Annotated in this window: 18 protein-coding genes and 1 pseudogene; 4 read left to right on the top strand and 15 right to left on the bottom strand. The window is 62.0% G+C overall.

From position 1 onward, the window contains the following. Positions 1 to 56 precede the first annotated feature (56 nt). The 3 genes from pth to ACFOJ9_RS24575 form a co-directional block, all read right to left on the bottom strand. Positions 57 to 812, bottom strand: coding sequence for an aminoacyl-tRNA hydrolase (gene pth, locus ACFOJ9_RS24585; RefSeq protein WP_378982150.1), 756 nt, complete (start codon positions 810 to 812; stop codon positions 57 to 59). Between the two features lie 23 nt (positions 813 to 835). Next, positions 836 to 1,477: a 50S ribosomal protein L25/general stress protein Ctc gene (locus ACFOJ9_RS24580; RefSeq protein WP_378982148.1), complete on the bottom strand. Its 642-nt coding sequence runs from the start codon at positions 1,475 to 1,477 to the stop codon at positions 836 to 838. Positions 1,478 to 1,674: 197 nt separating this feature from the next. After that, positions 1,675 to 2,709: a class I SAM-dependent methyltransferase gene (locus ACFOJ9_RS24575; RefSeq protein WP_378982146.1), complete on the bottom strand. Its 1,035-nt coding sequence runs from the start codon at positions 2,707 to 2,709 to the stop codon at positions 1,675 to 1,677. 294 nt (positions 2,710 to 3,003) lie between these two features. Between ACFOJ9_RS24575 and ACFOJ9_RS24570 the strand changes: the two genes are divergently transcribed. Next, the gene (locus ACFOJ9_RS24570) at positions 3,004 to 5,010 is read left to right on the top strand and encodes a putative bifunctional diguanylate cyclase/phosphodiesterase (RefSeq protein WP_378982144.1); all 2,007 of its coding nucleotides are present in this window, start codon (positions 3,004 to 3,006) and stop codon (positions 5,008 to 5,010) included. Between the two features lie 95 nt (positions 5,011 to 5,105). Here the strand turns inward: ACFOJ9_RS24570 and ACFOJ9_RS24565 are convergent, their stop codons facing one another. Then, positions 5,106 to 5,534, bottom strand: a complete 429-nt coding sequence (locus tag ACFOJ9_RS24565; RefSeq protein ID WP_378982142.1) for a MarR family winged helix-turn-helix transcriptional regulator — start codon at positions 5,532 to 5,534, stop codon at positions 5,106 to 5,108. 152 nt (positions 5,535 to 5,686) lie between these two features. Between ACFOJ9_RS24565 and ACFOJ9_RS24560 the strand changes: the two genes are divergently transcribed. Then, on the top strand, positions 5,687 to 6,544 hold the full coding sequence (locus ACFOJ9_RS24560) for an alpha/beta fold hydrolase (RefSeq protein ID WP_378982140.1): 858 nt from the start codon (positions 5,687 to 5,689) through the stop codon (positions 6,542 to 6,544). 62 nt (positions 6,545 to 6,606) lie between these two features. Here ACFOJ9_RS24560 and ACFOJ9_RS24555 read toward each other — a convergent pair whose 3' ends face one another. From ACFOJ9_RS24555 to ACFOJ9_RS24545, 3 genes are all read right to left on the bottom strand, one after another. Beyond that, entirely contained in the window at positions 6,607 to 6,933 is a 327-nt protein-coding gene (locus tag ACFOJ9_RS24555) for a hypothetical protein (RefSeq protein WP_378979101.1), read from the bottom strand. Continuing rightward, a complete protein-coding gene (locus tag ACFOJ9_RS24550; protein ID WP_378979100.1) occupies positions 6,930 to 8,036 on the bottom strand; it encodes an IS5 family transposase in 1,107 nt (368 codons plus the stop codon). Before ACFOJ9_RS24550 ends, ACFOJ9_RS24555 begins: the two co-directional genes overlap by 4 nt. Before the next feature lie 75 nt (positions 8,037 to 8,111). After that, on the bottom strand, positions 8,112 to 9,362 hold the full coding sequence (locus tag ACFOJ9_RS24545; RefSeq protein ID WP_378982138.1) for an MFS transporter: 1,251 nt from the start codon (positions 9,360 to 9,362) through the stop codon (positions 8,112 to 8,114). A 175-nt stretch (positions 9,363 to 9,537) separates the two neighbouring features. Here ACFOJ9_RS24545 and ACFOJ9_RS24540 point away from each other — a divergent pair, with 175 nt between their 5' ends. After that, positions 9,538 to 10,422: an AraC family transcriptional regulator gene (locus tag ACFOJ9_RS24540; RefSeq protein ID WP_378982136.1), complete on the top strand. Its 885-nt coding sequence runs from the start codon at positions 9,538 to 9,540 to the stop codon at positions 10,420 to 10,422. Between the two features lie 14 nt (positions 10,423 to 10,436). On the opposite strand, the gene ACFOJ9_RS24535 is transcribed toward ACFOJ9_RS24540, so the two are convergent. From ACFOJ9_RS24535 to ACFOJ9_RS24500, 8 genes and pseudogenes are all read right to left on the bottom strand, one after another. Beyond that, the gene (locus tag ACFOJ9_RS24535; RefSeq protein ID WP_378982134.1) at positions 10,437 to 11,372 is read right to left on the bottom strand and encodes a ribose-phosphate pyrophosphokinase; all 936 of its coding nucleotides are present in this window, start codon (positions 11,370 to 11,372) and stop codon (positions 10,437 to 10,439) included. Positions 11,373 to 11,527: 155 nt separating this feature from the next. Continuing rightward, on the bottom strand, positions 11,528 to 12,154 hold the full coding sequence (locus ACFOJ9_RS24530; protein WP_378982132.1) for a hypothetical protein: 627 nt from the start codon (positions 12,152 to 12,154) through the stop codon (positions 11,528 to 11,530). Between the two features lie 43 nt (positions 12,155 to 12,197). Further along, a complete protein-coding gene (locus tag ACFOJ9_RS24525; RefSeq protein ID WP_378982130.1) occupies positions 12,198 to 13,349 on the bottom strand; it encodes a M24 family metallopeptidase in 1,152 nt (383 codons plus the stop codon). Then, positions 13,349 to 14,143 carry a peptidoglycan editing factor PgeF gene (gene pgeF, locus ACFOJ9_RS24520; RefSeq protein ID WP_378982128.1) on the bottom strand — a complete coding sequence of 265 codons (795 nt, stop codon included), beginning with the start codon at positions 14,141 to 14,143 and terminating at the stop codon, positions 13,349 to 13,351. Before pgeF ends, ACFOJ9_RS24525 begins: the two co-directional genes overlap by 1 nt. Before the next feature lie 119 nt (positions 14,144 to 14,262). Beyond that, positions 14,263 to 15,350, bottom strand: a pseudogene (locus ACFOJ9_RS24515) (class I SAM-dependent methyltransferase). Then, positions 15,347 to 16,201 carry a prolipoprotein diacylglyceryl transferase gene (gene lgt / locus ACFOJ9_RS24510; RefSeq protein ID WP_378982126.1) on the bottom strand — a complete coding sequence of 285 codons (855 nt, stop codon included), beginning with the start codon at positions 16,199 to 16,201 and terminating at the stop codon, positions 15,347 to 15,349. Before lgt ends, ACFOJ9_RS24515 begins: the two are co-directional and overlap by 4 nt. Positions 16,202 to 16,284: 83 nt before the next feature. Further along, complete coding sequence (locus ACFOJ9_RS24505; protein ID WP_378982124.1) at positions 16,285 to 16,587, bottom strand: type II toxin-antitoxin system RelE/ParE family toxin; 303 nt, start codon at positions 16,585 to 16,587, stop codon at positions 16,285 to 16,287. Next, positions 16,584 to 16,844 (bottom strand): type II toxin-antitoxin system ParD family antitoxin, encoded by a 261-nt coding sequence (locus tag ACFOJ9_RS24500; protein ID WP_056595628.1) that lies wholly within the window; start codon positions 16,842 to 16,844, stop codon positions 16,584 to 16,586. The genes ACFOJ9_RS24505 and ACFOJ9_RS24500 overlap by 4 nt, the downstream gene beginning before the upstream one ends. Positions 16,845 to 17,007: 163 nt before the next feature. Between ACFOJ9_RS24500 and ACFOJ9_RS24495 the strand changes: the two genes are divergently transcribed. Then, positions 17,008 to 17,310, top strand: a complete 303-nt coding sequence (locus tag ACFOJ9_RS24495; protein ID WP_109659791.1) for an accessory factor UbiK family protein — start codon at positions 17,008 to 17,010, stop codon at positions 17,308 to 17,310. Positions 17,311 to 17,386: the final 76 nt, after the last annotated feature.

The following is a 17,386-nucleotide window of genomic DNA, read 5'->3' as shown; positions in this document are numbered from 1 at the left end:
TCAGGGCTATGGGCGATAGGGGTGATCAACGTCAAGCCCTGTGGCGCCGATCCGGCTCAGTCCTTGCCGCCGAAAAGCTTCTTCAGCATGGCGGCCATCGGCCCGGTCTCGGGGAGCTTGGCGGGCGCCTGTTGCGGGCGGGCCTGGCGGATGTGACTTTGGGCTTTCGGGCTCTGCACTTTTGGCGCCTTGGGAGGCGGTCGGTTGTCATCGCCTGTCGGCACCAGCTTGTCGCGCAAGGCCAGCGTCACGCGGTTCATGAAGGAATTGTCGTCGCCCTTGGCCAGCAATCCGGCGTCGCCGGCGATGGCGTCGAGCAGGACATCCAGCCATTCGCGGTCAGCCTTGGCAAAGTCGCCAAGCACATGGCCATGCACCATTTCCTTGACGCCGGGATGGCCAACACCGATGCGCACGCGGCGATAGGCGTTGCCGACATGCTGGTCGAGCGAGCGAATGCCATTGTGGCCGCCGGAGCCGCCACCGACCTTCACCCGCAGCTTGCCGGCGGCAAGGTCGATCTCGTCATAGAAGACGGTGAGCGCCTCGGGGCCGAGCTTGTAGAAGCGCAGTGCTTCGCCGACCGCTTGGCCGGACAGGTTCATGAAGGTCTGCGGTTTGATCAGGACGATCTTTTCGCCGTCGAGCGTGCCTTCAGAAATCAGGCCCTGGAATTTCTTCGACCAGGGCGAAAAGGAATGGCGGCGGGCGATTGCGTCCGCCGCCATGAAACCGACATTGTGTCGATTGTCAGCATATTTCGCGCCCGGATTGCCGAGGCCTGCAAAGACAAGCGCTGTCTTCTCTGGCATCGTCTGCTCCGGGCGGGAAAGAGTTACTTCTCTTCGGCGGCAGGAGCCGCTTCAGGTGCAGCCGCTTCAGCCGTCTCTTCCGTCTCCGGCTTCATCGCCGACGAACCGGCAATGGTCGCGATGGTGAAGTCGCGGTCGGAGATCACAGGCTTCACACCAGCCGGCAGCGTAACCGCCGAGATGTGGATCGAGTCGCCAATGTTGGCGCCGGTGAGATCAACGGTGATGAATTCCGGGATCGCATTGGCCGGGCAGTGGAACTCGACTTCGTGGCGCACGATGTTGAGCACGCCGCCGCGCTTGATGCCGGGCGACTTGTCCTCGTTGATGAAGTGGACAGGCACGTCGACATTGACCTGGGTGTCCTTGCCGATGCGCAGGAAGTCGACATGGACAGGGAAATCCTTGACCGGGTCGAGCTGGAAGTCCTTCGGCAGGACCTGGATCTTCTTACCGTCGACATCGATCGTGGCGATCGTGGTCAGAAACCCGCCGCCATGGATCTTGTAGTAGATGTCCTTGTAGGTGAGCGCGATAGCCAGGGGAGGCTGCTTGTCACCATAGATTACTGCAGGCACTTTACCGTTGCGGCGAACTGCACGGGCGGACCCCTTACCGACCTGTTCGCGTGCTTCGGCCTTGAGCTCGTAAGTGTCGTGGCTCATGGCATTTCCTTTCGGTTTGTTCTGGAGCGCTCACGGTTGGCAAAGTGCTGGACCGTAAACGTCGAAAGCCGCCGGGTGAGGCGGCCTTCCGCCGCGTTGCCTCCAAGGGTGTCTACGCGGGTGGCGGCTCTATAGCGGAAGGCGGCCGGAGGTGCAAGCCAAAGGCACCTCCGCCGGCGCACAGTCCAAGTCGGGCGCTATCCGCGCTTTTCGATGACGGCATACAGGACGTTGTGGTTCTCGCCAAAGAACACCTGCGCCTCGACGGCGTTGCGGTCGACGCTGGCATTGACGATGTTCCACATGTCGACCTCCGACCGCAGCAGCAACACCCAGTCCATGAACGTCTCCCGGTACCCGGCGTCGGGATTGCCCTCGGCGTAGTTCGCGAACAGGAATGTTCCATTCGGCTTCAACATCTGCAGGCACGTTTTCGTGAGTTTCACGGCGACGTTGTGCTGGAGGTAGTCGTAAAGGCCGGAGGCGTAGATGAAGTCGAACTTGCCCAGTTTGTGGCCTCTCGTGAGCACGGTTCGCACCGAGCCGTCGATGGCCTCGATCACCGTGCCCTGGAAGTCGCGCGCGATCAATCCAACGCTCTGGGGATCCTGATCGAGCGCAACCCAGCGCTTGAGGCGGCCCTCCGCCAAGGCGACTGAACGGTTGGCTTCCCGCAAATGGCCGGCCGCGATCGCCAGGACCTCAGTTTGCGGTCCGTTCTTGGCCGCAATCTCATCGACATATCGGGTCAGAAGATCGCGTCGTTCCCTTGCAGCGACACACGACGGTACGTTCTGGGTATGGCTATAGAGCGCCTTGCCGACCTCCGAGGCGTTTGCCACGCTCTCGGCCACGTGCGGATCGCAATAGATATAATCCAGCAGCTCCGCGTCGCCGGAATAACCCCTGGGCTTGCTGAACGACCACCGCGTAAGCGGATCCTCTAGAAAATATCCCAGGATCGGGTGGTTCTGCGCCACCGGTATCAATGCTTGCCAAACGTCGGGATGAACCTTGGAACGCAGCGCGTTGAGGTAGGACAGCAAGCGACGAACGATCTCGGCGGGATCCTTGCTCTGTTCGACCTGCTGGTGTGTCGCGTGGAGAATGAGCGCCAGCTCTGCGCGAGCGGTTTCGAACGCTTCGCTATGATGCTCGAGCTTTCCTCGAGGGAGGCTGCCGGCCAGCATCTCGGCAGTAATCAAGCTTTTGCCATCAAGAACGGTTTGCACGCCATCACTCCATAGTTAACAGTCAGTTAACTTATTGCGTAGAATGCTCCATTTGCCAATGTCAGTCCGGGGGCATTTTAGCGGTATGATTAATTTCCCGCCAACCATGTTCGTTCTTTAGACGGCTTCCGAGCCGGATTCCGGGTTCGAGTTAACGGAAACTTGTCTTGCGCGATTGCATTTGTTTGCCCGGCGTCGCAATCGCTGTCGCGTCCCAAGGAGCCGGCCCGCGTGGGGGCAGAAGCTGGAAATGAGTTCGGAAAACAAAATCCCTTTCAAACGGGGTCTATTGTGATGAACGAACACCTGTCATCCGTATTGGTCGATACGGTTGATGCGGAACCGTACGAGCCACGCTACGAACTGGGGGCCGACGAACTCCGCACCCTTTACCGCACGGAAGCCCAGGCGACGCGAAGAGGGGAAGCCAGGCCAGGGCTTTGGATCGCCGTTGCCATCTATCTCTTGTTTTCGGCAACGGATCTGCTGCTGATTCCAGATGTGGCCGTCTATACGATCACGGCGCGCTTCGCGGTCGGATTGAGCGCGCTTTTGATACTGGAAGAGCAGCTTCGCCGCGGCGTCGGAACGGAATGGCTCGACATGACCTGCGCGGGAGCCATCATCTTTGGTTATGTCGGCTGGTTGTCCCCAGCGGTTATGGGCGCCGACAAGGAAAGTGTCTCTTATTATATGGTCTTCGGGACCATATTCATGATGAGTGCCAATCTTTTTTTCACGTTCAGGTTCAAGGTTTCCATTATAACCTCTGCCATAATCTTATGTGTATTGTATATTGTGAATTACTTTGTGCCTTCTACATTAACATACAAAATGGTATTTGGTACTTTCTACATTTCCTGCTTTACATTCACGTCATATGTGAACTGGAAACTGAATGAGGAGCGCTACAACGTCTTCTTGAACGCCCTGGAAGCCAAGATTCAACACAATGAGGCGACCGAACGCGGTAAGGCTTTGCTGAGACTGTCGCGGACCGATCCGCTTACGGGTCTGGAGAACCGGCGGGCGATCGACGAGAAGCTGCGGGATTACTGGAGTGACTGGCAAAAGGTTGGCACCAGTTTCGGGGCGATCCTCATCGACGTGGACTTTTTCAAGAAGTTCAATGACTGCTACGGCCATCAGGAAGGCGACCGTTGCCTGATCCATGTCGCCAATGCCCTTAGCGATATGATCAAGCAGTACAATGGCTCCATCGGCCGCTATGGCGGTGAAGAGTTCATCGTCCTGGCCCGCATGGAGAAAAAAGAGCAGATACTGGATATCGCGGAAGCCATTTGCAGCACGGTGGAAAACCTGGCGCTTACCCACGAGCTGCGGCGCGACGGTGTCTCGATCGTGACAGTGAGCGTTGGCGCTGCCTTCACCAGGACGCAGACCGGTGCCAAGCTGGAGAAGATCATCCACGAGGCCGATCGCGCGCTCTATCTGGCAAAAGCCGGTGGTCGAAACTGTGCCCGGCTGTTCGATCCAACCGATCCCCAAAGCAGCGACGAGAGTGAGAACATTGCGGCTTTGCTGAAGATCGCGATCGGCCAGAATCTCGTTTCACTCGTCTATCAGCCTATCCAGGATGTCAAATCGGACCGGGTTGAAGCGGTAGAGGCTCTGATGCGCCTCAAAATGCTGGACGGTACATCGGTTCCGCCAAGCCTGTTCATCCCCGTCGCGGAACGGACCGGCGCGATCCTGGAACTCGGGCGCTGGGCCATAAGGACAGTGTGCGCAGAGCTCCTGGCGGACGATCACGTCCGTGTCGTCAGTGTCAACGTCTCTCCGATCCAGCTCAAGACGCCTGGCTTTGCAACGTCCGTCGCGACCATTCTGGGCGAGACCGGCGTCGCCGGCAGCAGGCTGGCCTTCGAAATCACCGAAGGGCTGGAGATGGAGATGCATTCGGACATCCTCCGCTGCATCAGCGACCTGAAGCTGCTCGGGATCAAGATATGGCTGGATGATTTCGGGACGGGCTTCGCTGGCCTTTCGTGGCTTCGTCTGATCGATTTCGATACGGTGAAGATCGACCGCTCGTTTCTGCACGACTGCAGCGCCCCGAACGGCAAGGCAATGCTCCAGGACATTATTACGCTGGTTCGAAATCGCGGCCACAAAATCCTGGTCGAAGGGGTGGAAACCGACGAGCAGATGGCCCTCATGCGCGAATTCGGCATAGACAAGATCCAGGGCTTTCATGTCGGCCGTCCCGCTCCCGCCGCTAGTTTCCAGGCAAAGCGAGCCATGCGCAAACGGTCATTTGCTGTGCTTAAGTCCGCATGATGACTTTCGGACGTTTGGCTTAGCCGCCGTCAAAAGCCGTGCTGACTGCCATCGACCCATGACAGGGCCGAGCGGCTACGCAAGGGCTGTGTGGGCTACCGGTCGCCGGTCAACGCGTCGCGTAGCGCCTGGATCTGCCGGTTCAAAGCATTGAGCTCGGCCAGCGTCATGCCCGAGCGCACGATCAAGGTCTCGTTCAGACAGTTGCATTGCACCAGCAGTGCGCGCCCGGCGGGGGTCAGGTCGACCTGCACCTGGCGTTCGTCGGTCTGGCTGCGCTGGCGGGTCACCAGCCTGGCCTGCTCCATTCGCTTCACCAACGGCGTGACGGTGCTCGATTCCAGAGCGAGCCTGTGGGCGATGGTGCCGACCGACATGCCGTCAGCCTCTCCAAGTGCGTTCAGCACCAGGTACTGCGGATAGGTGATCCCCATCTCGTCCAGCATCGGCTTGTAGGTGCGGTTGATCGCCATGCTGGTGGCATAGAGCGTGAAACAGAGCTGGTTGTCCAACGGGAGAGGCACGGCGCATTCCTTCTTGCCGATACAAGCGTCAATTTGATACCACGAAAAATGATATCGCGATATATATTTTCGTGGACAAGGGTGTCGAGCTGCGTTAGGCATATTGATATCGCGATATTGTTTATCGTGATAACAACTGAAAGGAGATTGAGATGACCTCGCGAACCAAGCCCAACTCCGGCAGCGGCACGATCACCACCAAGGACGGAACGCAGATCTACTACAAGGACTGGGGAACCGGGCAGCCTGTCGTCTTCCATCACGGCTGGCCATTGAGCAGCGACGACTGGGACGCCCAGATGCTGTTCTTCCTGGCACAAGGCTACCGTGTCATTGCCCACGATCGGCGTGGCCATGGCCGCTCGACCCAGACGGATATCGGCAACGAGATGGACACCTATGCCGCGGATGTCGCGGAACTCGCCGCCCATCTGGACCTGAAGAACGCCATCCATGTCGGCCATTCGACCGGCGGCGGCGAAGTGGCGCGCTATGTCGCCCAATATGGCGCCGGCGGCCGTGTTGCTAAGGCGGTGCTGATCGGCGCGGTGCCGCCAATCATGCTCAAGACCGCGGCCAATCCCGGCGGCCTGCCGATCGAGGTTTTCGACGGCTTCCGCTCCGCCCAGGCGGCCAACCGCGCCCAGTTCTTCCGCGACGTTCCGGCCGGTCCGTTCTACGGCTTCAATCGCCCGGGTGCGGAAATCTCGCAAGGGATCATCGACAATTGGTGGCGCCAGGGCATGATGGGCGGCACCAAGGCGCATTACGATTGCATCAAGGCCTTCTCGGAAACCGACTTCACCGAGGATTTGAAGGCGATCGACGTGCCGGTGCTGGTCATGCATGGCGACGACGACCAGATCGTTCCCATCGTCGACTCGGCGCTGCTGACGATCAAGCTGCTCAAGAAGGGCGAACTCAAGGTCTACAAGGGCTACCCGCACGGCATGGCCACGACCCATGCCGACACCATCAACGCCGACCTCCTGGCCTTCTTCAAGGCCTAGGATATTTTCGAAGAAAAAAAGCACCCGCCATCAGGCGGGTGCCTTTCTCGTTCATTTCAGGTCTAGCAGGCTGTTGAAGAAGTCCATCTGCGAGCGATGAAGTCTGCTTCATCGCCGTTGTGAAAGCAGATTTGGCCTACGATGGAGCCGTCCGGTTGGATTTCAGCCCAACCGTCTCCCTGAGCCTCGTCCATTTCGTCATTGCCTTGCCAGGAGAAGGCGACATGGTTGCCGTCGCCTCCGCCGAATATCTCTCCGGTGACGCAGCCGAAGGCGAATTCGCCGGAACCGTTGGCTTCAAAGAGAATGTGAGCGGGCTCGGCCATGTCGGGATAGTCCTCGACATAGTCGGGCATCTCAACGATCCGCCAGCGTCCCACGAGGCTCATGCTGGCGCCGCCAGCAGCTTGGGCAGGCGGATCAGGTTGTAGGCCGCCAGGCCCAAGGTGAAAGCCGCGCCCACACGGGCGCATCCTCGCAGCTTGACCTTGGCCATGCCGGCGGATGACTTGATCCAGCCGAACACCTCTTCGATCCGCTTGCGGCAGCGCTGGCTGGCTTCATAGCCCAGATGGCGCTTCGTGCGGCCATCGATTGCCGTTACGCGGGGCTTGCCCGTCTTGCTGAGATGGCCATCGACGGCAATATGCGGCGTAACCTTGCGCTCGCGCAGGTCCTTGATGAACTGACGCACGTCGTAGGCTTTGTCGGCGCCCAGCGTGATGCGCCGTCGCGATTGCCTGCGGTCCAACATGGCGAGCGTGGCCTCCCGCTCGGCCGTGCCCGTAGCCTGGGTGATGCCGCCGTCGACCGCCAGCCCATGGCGGTTCTCCATCAGCGCATGTCCCATATAGCAGAGCTTCGCCGGCCGGCCGTCGCCCTTCTTGTAGAGCCGCGCCTGCGGATCGCTCGTGCTCTGGTGCGTGTCGTTAGAGCGCTTCTCCTTATGAAAGCCGCGCTCGGCGTTGCGGCCAGCACCGTCCGGATCATTGTCGCCGCCATCCTTGCGCCGGAAGCTCTTGATCGAAGCCCAGGCGTCGATCAGCGTCCCATCCACCGAGAAGTGGTCCGAGGACAAAAGCCGCTTCACCTTCGGCTGTGCAAGAACCGCGCGCAGGAACTTCGCCGCGATCTCGCCTTCGAGCAGACGCTCCCTGTTCTTGGTGAAGCTCGAATGGTCCCAGGCCGGATCATCAATGCCAAGACCTACAAACCAGCGGAACAGAAGATCGAACTCCATCCGCTCCATCAACTGGCGCTCAGAGCGGATGCCGTAGAAGGCCTGTAACAGCATCGCACGCAGTAATCGCTCCGGCGCTATCGACGGGCGGCCGAGCCCAGGCGGATAAATCACCGCGAAATCGCCGTCCATCTCCGCTAGCGCCGCGTTGACGATTTCCCGGATCGTGCGAAGCGGATGATCACCCCGAACGCGCTCCTCAAGATCGACATACGAAAACAGCGACCCTGTCCGCTCGTCCAATCCGCGCATCCACGAATCCCCAATCGATCAAGGATCAGTGAATCACGCTCCCAACAACTGCGCTAGCACTTCTTCAACAGCCTGCTAGCGGATTGCAGCGACCGCCTGTGCCTTCCTGACTTCCTTCATGTTCGGCAGGAACACGGTCAGCAGCCCGAGCAGCGGCAGATACGAGCAGATCTGGAAGACGTAATCGATGCCCTTCATGTCGGCGACGACGCCGAGCACGGCAGCGGCGATGCCGCCCATGCCGAAGGCGAAGCCGAAGAAGATGCCGGCGATCATGCCGACGCGGCCTGGCACCAGCTCCTGCGCAAAGACGACGATGTTGGAGAAGGCCGAGGACAGGATCAGGCCGATCAGCACCGTCAGCACCATCGTCCATTCCAGATTGGCGTAGGGCAGGGCCAGCGTGAAGGGCAGCACGCCGACGATGGAGAACCAGATCATCGCCTTCTGTCCATAGCGGTCGCCGAACGGGCCGCCGAGCAGGATGCCGAGCGCCGAGGCGCCGAGGAACAGGAACAGCATGACCTGGGACATCTGCACCGAAACCCCGAACTTATGCATGGAATAGAAGGTGTAGTAGCTGGCGAGGCTGGCGATGTAGGCGTTCTTGGTCAGAACCAGCAACGTCAGCACCGCCAATGCCCACATAACCTTGCGGCGCGGGAAGGGCGAGACGAAGCTTGCCGTCTTGCGGTTGCCCTGTGCGGCGCGCAGCCGGCTGTACCAGCCGCCGACCTGCCACAAAACGATGATGCCGATCAGCGAACCGACGGCGAACCAGGAGATGCTGGTCTGGCCGAACGGCACGACGATGAAGGCAGCCAGCAGCGGCCCCATGGACTGGCCGAAATTGCCGCCGACCTGGAACAGCGACTGCGCCAGGCCGAAGCGGCCGCCGGAGGCAAAGCGGGCGATGCGCGAGGATTCCGGATGGAAGATCGCCGAGCCGATGCCGATCAGCGAGGCGCCGATCAGAAGCAGGTAGTAGTGCCCGGCATAGGCGAGCACGGCGAGGCCGATCAGCGACGACGCCATGCCGTAGGGCAGCGAATAGGGCATCGGCCGCTTGTCGGTGATCATGCCGATCACCGGCTGCAGCAGCGATGCGGTCACCTGGAAGGTGAAGGTCAGGAGGCCGATCTGCCAGAAATCGAGGCCGTAATTCTCTTTCAGGAGCGGATAAATGGCCGATAGCAGCGACTGCATGATGTCGTTGATGCAGTGGCAGAAGCTCACCGCCAGGATGACGGTGAAGGCCGTCGCCTGGGCTGAAGCGTGACTGGCGCTCGCTGGCGGGGCGACGCTGGCGGCTGTCGTATCGGTCAAGGTAAGGCTCCGTGGTCTTTTTGGCGGGCACGCCCGCAGGCAGTTGACGGACGCTCCTGCGGCCGCCTTGTCGGACGCTCCCGTGGAGCGCCTTGAGGACGCTGCCTTATAAGCCGCTTGCGGCACGACTTCTTTCGTGGTTTGGTCCAATAGTTTCGCAAGTGGGCCATATAGGATGCCGCACGGTAGAGAAGTCTTTCACGCCGGCAATGCCAATCTCGGCCAGTTGCACGAGAGCCGCTGGCAGTGGCTGGAGCAAGTGGCCGGGCCGGCGGTGGCGCTGCCGACCGAATATCCGGACGGCTACCGTGTGCCGCAGCACCGCCACAGCCGCAGCCAGCTGCTGCATGCGCTTGTCGGTGTGGTGCTGGTGACGACGCGCTACGGGCGCTGGATGGTGCCGCCCGACCACGCGATGTGGATTCCAGCCGGCACCGAGCATTCCGTCGAAATGCTGGGCGATGTCTCGATGCGCTCGGTCTACGTCATGCCACGGGCGATCCCCGGGCTGCCCGAAGGCTTGCGCGTCGTCGGCGTCACCGACCTGATGCACAGCCTGATCGTGGAATCGGAAAAGCTGCCGCAAGGCGGCGTTTTGGAAGGGCGCGGCGGGCTGATCATGAACCTGCTGCTGCACGAAATCCCGACCCTGCCGGAACGGCCGCTCGGCCTGCCTTTCCCGTCCGATCCGAGGCTCGCGGCGCTGTGCCGGCGGTTCGTCTCAGCGCCTTCACCGCATGCGACGATCGACGAGTGGGCTGATGCCGCCGGCATGAGCCGGCGTTCATTTACGCGCGCCTTCCAGCGCCAGACCGGCCTGTCGCTGTCGACATGGCGCCAGCAGGCCTGCCTGTTCGCGGCGCTGCCCAGGCTCGCCGATGGCGAGCCGATCACGAGGGTGGCGCTCGATCTCGGCTATGACAGCGTGCCGGCCTTCATCACCATGTTCAAACGCATGCTGGGCGCGTCGCCGCGCGGCTATATGCGCGGCGCGCGCGAAAGCGTCGAAGTCGCTCGTCGCCTGATCGGCCCGGTTCGGCTGGAAAGCCCAGCGCCTTAGGGTAGGTGCCGATCCTAGTCGAACAGGCTCGACACGGATTCCTCGGTCGCCGTGCGCGAGATGGCTTCGCCCATCAGGTCGGCGATCGAAATGACTCGGATGTTGTGTGCGTCGAGCACGCCCTGGGTCGGCTGGATGGAATCGGTGATCACCAGTTCCTGCAGCTTCGAGCTGCTGATGCGGGCAACCGCACCGCCCGATAGCACGCCGTGGGTGATGTAGGCGGTGACGCTGGTGGCGCCGTTGGCCAGCAGCGCATCGGCGGCGTTGCACAGCGTGCCGCCGGAATCGACGATGTCGTCGATCAGCAGGCAATCCTTGCCGGCGACCGCGCCGATGATGTTCATGACTTCCGATTCGCCGGGACGCTCACGGCGCTTGTCGACGATGGCCAGTTGCGCGTCGAAGCGCTTGGCCAGCGCACGCGCCCGCACCACGCCGCCGATGTCGGGCGAGACCACCACGACGTTGCCGAGCTGCTTGTATTTGGCCTTCACGTCGCGGGCCATGACCGGCACGGAGAACAGATTGTCGGTCGGGATGTCGAAGAAGCCCTGGATCTGGCCGGCATGCAGGTCGAGCGTCAAAACGCGGTCGACGCCGGCGCGGGTGATCATGTTGGCGACCAGCTTGGCCGAGATCGGTGTGCGGCCGGAGGCGCGGCGGTCCTGCCTGGCGTAGCCGAAATAGGGGATGACCGCCGTGATGCGCTTGGCCGACGAGCGCATGAAGGCGTCGATCATGATGAGCAGTTCCATCAGGTGATCGTTGGTCGGGAACGAGGTCGACTGCAGGATGAAGACATCCTCACCGCGCACGTTTTCCTGGATTTCGACGAAGATTTCCTGGTCGGCGAAGCGCCTGACCGTGGCTTTGCCCAGCGGGACGTTGAGGTACCGGGCGACCGCTTCGGCCAGCACCCTGTTGGAATTGCCCGCGAAGAGTTTCATGCACGGTTCCTGGTGGAGGATGGAAAGACCTGACGGACTCGCCTGCGCCCTTTAACCGGGCTTTTAGCGGCCCGCGCCGGTATTGCAAGCGCCGAGATCGGGAATCCGCCGGCTAAACTCAAGAAAGCTCCGCGCCATCGCCAGGCTGCAACATTTCAGCCCGCCTTGCCGCCGAGCCAGGCCGCGAACTGGTCGATGGTCTGGTCGGCGATCGCCTGCATGGTGGCCGGCGAGACCCCCTTCCAGCTGTCGCCGCCCCCGCTGTCGCCGGATTTGACCGATGGCGCCTTCTGCTGGCCGTTGATACGGTGCAGGCGGTTGCCGGCCGGGTCATAGACGTCCCAGACATAGATAACGGTGGTGTCCGTGCCTTCCGACATCGTCGAGAAATAGCCTTTGAGCACGTGGGTCGCGGTCTGGTCGGCGCTGCCGGCGAGCGTGATGCCGCGCTGCCTGGCGCGTGTCTGCAGCTCCGCCGTCAGCGGTGTCGCCGCTTCGACCGAAGCGCCGACGATCGGCGCGATCTGCAGCCGGGTCTTCGCCAGGATCGCAGCGCTTTGGGCTGATGTGACCGGGGTGGTGACGGTTGCAGGAGCGCCCGCCGTGGTGCCGGCGGGTGCCGGAACCGTGGCTGCCGTGTTGCCTGACGTGGCGGGCAGCGTCTGTGCCGACGTCGCCGGCGGGGTGATCGCCGACGGTTCGAGCACGTCCTTTGCGTTGGTGCAGGCGGCAAGAGCCAATGCCACAAGCAATGACACGGTCGTCACATGCGATCGTCTCATTTGCCTTCTAACTCCTTGGCGAAGAACGCCTCCCATTATGGATTCACTGTACGATCAAGTCGAGATCATGGCGGGACAGCGGCTTGGGCTGGGATTCGGTGGTCAGGTAGGTGCGGCCAAGCGTCATTGCCGTCTCGGTGTCGGAATCCATGATGATCATGTGGGCGAACAGCGTCATGTTGGGCGCGATCGGTTCGGGGTTGCCTTGATAGAACATCGGCATGTCCATCCAGGACGGTGTGAAGCGGGCGCCGACCGAGTAGCCGCAGGCGTTCAGCCGGTGTTTGGTCAGGCCGTGCGCCTCCATGGTGCGGGCGTGGGCGTCGAACACGTCGCCGAAGCTGTTGCCCGGCGTCATTGCCTTCTCGACGGCCAGAAGTGCTGCGCGGGCGGCATCGAAAAGCTCCTGATGGCGCTTCGAGACCTTGCCGGTCAGCACCGTGCGCATCATCGGTGCATGGTAATGGTTGAAGACGCCGGCCCATTCGAGCGTCAGCTGGTCGTTCTTGGTGAGCTTGCGGCGGCCGGATTTGTAGCGGCACAACAGCGCGTCGACGCCAGAGCCGATGATGAACTCGTTGGCCGGATAGTCGCCGCCGCCGGCAAAGATCGCGCCCTGCATGGCGGCCAGGATCAGGGCTTCGTCGCCGCCCTGCTTGATCAGCGGCAGGGCCGCGTCGAGCGCATCGTCGGAGAGATTGGCGGCCTTCTCGGCCTTGGCGATTTCGGCCGGGCTCTTGAACAGGCGCAGCCGGCCGACAATGCCGGACGCATCGGCGATCTGGCCGAAGGTCTGCAACTGTTCGTCCAGCCGGCGGCCGTTGTAGGCGGTCAGGCCGTGGGTGTCGTATTCGACACCGATGCGGGCGCCGAGCAGGTCGAGCTCGTTGAGCAGATTGCGCAGGTCGACCGCCGGATTGGCGCCGTTGCGGTCGGTCCACAGAACGATGTTGTCGATGATCGAGGTCTGGCGCGCCTGACGCAGATCGGCCGAGCGGGTCAGAAGCACCATCGAACCGTCGGCCTTCACCACCAGGCACTGGAAGAAGCAGAAGCCGAACGTGTCGTAGCCGGTCAGCCAGTACATGCTTTCCTGTGCGAACAGCAGGATGGCGTCGAGCTTCTTCTCGGCCATCTCGATCATCAGCCGGTCGCGCCGCGCGTCAAATTCGGATCGTTCAAAATGCAGCGCCATTATTCCCTCTCCAAAACGATTGCCGAAACCTGCCGGCCGTAGTCGGGCTCCTTGCGGTGCGTGGTGCGCCGATAGGAGTAAAACAGATCTTCCTCGGCATAGGTGCAGCGGCCGAGGCCCTCGGCCGTCACGCCGGCCCTGGCCAGCCGATCGACCGTGTAGCGGTTGAGGTCAAACATGGCATGGCGGGGGGTTGCCGAGGGTGCGAAATAGCCGATGTTTTCAGCGTCGGCCTCGACGAAGCGGGCGACGAATTCCGGCCCGACCTCATAGTTATCAGGGCCGATCGAGGGGCCAAGCACGGCGACGATGTTTTCACGCCGGGCGCCTAGGCTTTCCATCGCAAGAACGGTGTTTTCGAGCACCCCGGTGAAGGCGCCTTTCCAGCCGGCGTGTGCCGCACCGATGATGCGCGCCTGCGCATCCGCGAACAGCACCGGACCGCAATCGGCGGTCGAGGCGCCGATGGCGATGCCTGGCCGGTCGGTGACGAGAGCGTCTGCCTTGGGCCGTTCGCCGGCAAAGGGTTCGCTGACGATGATGGCGTCGGGCGAATGGATCTGCCAGGCGGTCAACAGATGGCTTGCCGGCACGCCCATCCAGGCGGCGACGCGGGTGCGATTCTCGGCCACCAGCGTCTGGTCGTCGTTCGATCCGGTGCCGATGTTGAGGCCCTGGTAGATGCCGCTGGAGACACCGCCGATGCGGGTGAAATAGCCGTGGCGGATGCCTTGTGCCTGCGCCTTGTCCAGCAGCGGCGACCGAACGGGATCCGGTTTGGTCTGATTCAACATGCGGGCGTTGTTGTCCGTGTGGGCGGTTTCGTCAAGAAAAAGTCCGGGTGCAAAATGCAGCCGGCGGGTGGCACCGTGCTTTTGCCGGACGGGAGATTGGGAGGGCCGGCAGTGAAAAGTCAATCCGCCGTGGCAAATGGCCGGACGGCCACGCCGCGTGGCAGCATGGCAAGCACCTTGAAAAGATCGCCCATTGCTTGCGGCCCGGCGAGGCGTTCGACGGCCTCAGTGATCTTGTCTCGTGCCGCCTGGTCGGCACCGGCGCCGAGCCGGCCGGCGCGTTCGAGAATGCCCATGCCGAGCAGAAAGTCGCCCTGCTTCGACAGATGGGCGTCGAGGCCGTGCGTGCGAACGGTCGCGGCAAGGGCGGCGAAATCGACATGGGTGGTGAGGTCGGCCTCGCCGGGATTGGCCAGCACATCTTCGTGATTGTGGCTGCGCAAAGCCTGCAGCGTGTCGCCGACCCCGGTTGGAGATGGCCATAGTCGAGGAACAGGCCGGCGCCACCATGCTTGGATATGTGCTCGGCAATGGCCGCCATCAGCGCTGTACGGGCCGGCGCGACCTCGACGATCGCACCCTGCGGCGCGTCAGTGGCATCGGCGGGCAACAGCGTCGGATCGACCGAGCCGGCGCCGGCAAAGAAGCGCAGCTCGTTGGTGTCGTCGAGGCCGACCATGCGCTCGCGCCAGCCGGCGCCGGCGCGAACGAACTGGCGGACGGGCACTGCGTCGAACACTTCGTTGCCGATGATGAACAGCGGTTGTTGCGGCAAGGTCTCGATGGTTTCGTGCCAGCGAACCGTGAAGGGTGTGACGCCAAGCGTCTGTTGCTGGACCTCTGTGAGGCGCGGGCTGGTCTCGACCATGGCGAAGGCAGCACCATTGGCCAGATCGGGGTCAAGCCGCGACAGCGTGCGCAGCATGTCCTTCATCAGCGTGCCGCGGCCGGGGCCGATCTCGGCGATGGTGACCGGCAGCGGTCGGCCGCTCGCCAGCCACGCCTGATAGAGCCAGACGGCGACCAGTTCGCCGAACATCTGGCTGATCTCGGGTGCGGTGATAAAGTCACCGGCAGCTCCAAAGGGCTCGCGCGTCGTGTAGTACCCATCCGCCGGGTCGAACAGGCACAGCGCCATATATTCGTTGACGGGAAGCGGCCCCAAGGCCTCGATCAGGTCGACGATGCGGGTTTTCAGCCGTGTCATGCCGGCTGCGGTTGCGTCACCGGCTTGGCGGTCAGCATCGCCCAGATACCGGCCAGCACCATCGGCGACGACAGGATCATGCCCATGGTCAGCCAGTTGGTGCCGAGGAGGTAGCCGAGCTGCTGGTCGGGTTCGCGGAAGAACTCGACGAAGATGCGCGACAGGCCGTAGCCGCAGATGAAGGCGCCGCCGACGAAGCGCGGCGTCTTCAGCTTGAGGCGCGAATGGGTGAGGATGCGCAGCACGAGGAACAGCACCACGCCCTCGAGCAGCGCCTCATAGAGTTGGCTCGGATGACGGGCAAACGGCCCGCCATTGGGGAATTCAAACGCCCAGGGCACGTCGGTTGGCCGGCCCCAGAGCTCGGAGTTGATGAAGTTGGCGACGCGCACCAGGCCAAGGCCGACCGGCACGCCGGCCGCCACGACGTCAAACAGCGACCAGGTGCGGATGCCGCGCTTGATGGAAAACAGGGTCATGGCCAGGATGACGCCGAGCAGGCCGCCATGGAACGACATGCCGCCCTGCCAGACGGCGAAGATATCGAGCGGGTGCGCGATGTAACGCGCCAGATCGTAGAACAGCACATAGCCGGTGCGGCCGCCGAGCACGACGCCGATGGCCGCCCAGACGATGAAATCGTCGAGATCCTCCGGCTTCATCGGCAGGACGCCATCGGGCCAAAGCTTGGCATTGGCGGCGAGCCGCTTGGCATACCACCAGGCGAACAGGATGCCGACGATATAGCCGACGCCGTACCAGTGCACCGCCAGCGGCCCGATCTGGATGAGGATCGGGTTGATGTTGGGGAAGGGCAGGGAGGCCAGCGGCAGCAGGAAATATTCGTTCAACGGGGAACTCTCGGTTTGCGAAACGCGTTTGGGCGCGGACCATGCGGCAGGGTTTTGGCAGGGTCAAGGCAAGGTGGGCGCGCTCAATTGTCGGGGAACAAGATCGTTCCAAGATCCATCGCGCCGTGCAGAACGTGCATTATCTCCAAGGTGTCAGCGCTAACGCGGTAGAAAATCAGATAATTGCCATGGACGCGCCGACGAATGCCTGAGGATCGATGCCGCTCGAAGAGCGGATACCGCTCCGGCATGGTGCGCAATTCCATGCAATCGCGGCGCAATTCCTGAATGAACGTCACCGCACGAAATGGGTTGTGCAGCGCGATGTAGTCACCAATGGCTGCAAGGTCCGCTTCAGCCCGACGGGTGAAGACCAGACGCCTCACTTGTTCTTCTCTGCCATCGCCTTGTATTTGGCTTCGAGTCTGTCCAGCACCTCGTCGCCGGGCTTCACCCGGCCGGCGTCGGCATCTGCAATGCCTTCTGCGAGTGCTGCGTCGAGGGCGGCCAGGCGCTTTTCCCGCTCTTCGACGAGGCGAACGCCCTCACGCAGCACTTCGCTCTTCGAATTGTAGCGGCCGGTGCTGACGAGCTGGTTTACGATATCTTCGAGACGGGTGCCCAAGTCGGCGCTAATGGCCATGATGATGTTCCTACAAAACCGTCCTGGATAATAATAGTTATTGATCGAACTTGCCAGTGATTTGAGCAAGGAGCAGATCCGACTTGATGCCGCAGCAGGGTGCAACAAGCTTGCATTCGACGCGCGGCGCCACTACGTCACTTCGAGCAAGCGAGGATTTGCCATGTCGACCGGACCGAACCGCATTCTCGATGAATTCGCCAAGCTGATGACCGATGCCGCCGGCGCCGCCCAGGGCGTGCGCCGTGAGGTGGAGACCGCCTTCAAGGGCCAAGCTGAACGCATTCTCAACACCATGGACGTGGTGCAGCGCGAAGAATTCGAAGCCGCGCGCGAGATGGCCGCCAAGGCTCGGGAAGAAAACACCCGCCTTGCCGCCCGCATCGAGGCGCTTGAGGCGAAGCTTGCGGAACTGGCCGGTGATGCCGCACCAGCGGCGGCGGCCAAGCCCCGCGCAAAAAAATAATCGTTAAACTTTTCCACATAGCCCGATCCTGAAAAGCGCTTTGCCGTGAATCGCTTAACGGCATTGCATGAATCTT

Origin of the sequence: Mesorhizobium cantuariense (genome assembly GCF_042647205.1) — a bacterium.
Taxonomy (GTDB): domain Bacteria; phylum Pseudomonadota; class Alphaproteobacteria; order Rhizobiales; family Rhizobiaceae; genus Mesorhizobium; species Mesorhizobium cantuariense.
The sequence above is the reverse complement of the archived record's forward strand: the minus strand, read 5'-3'. Positions and strand labels throughout refer to the sequence as shown.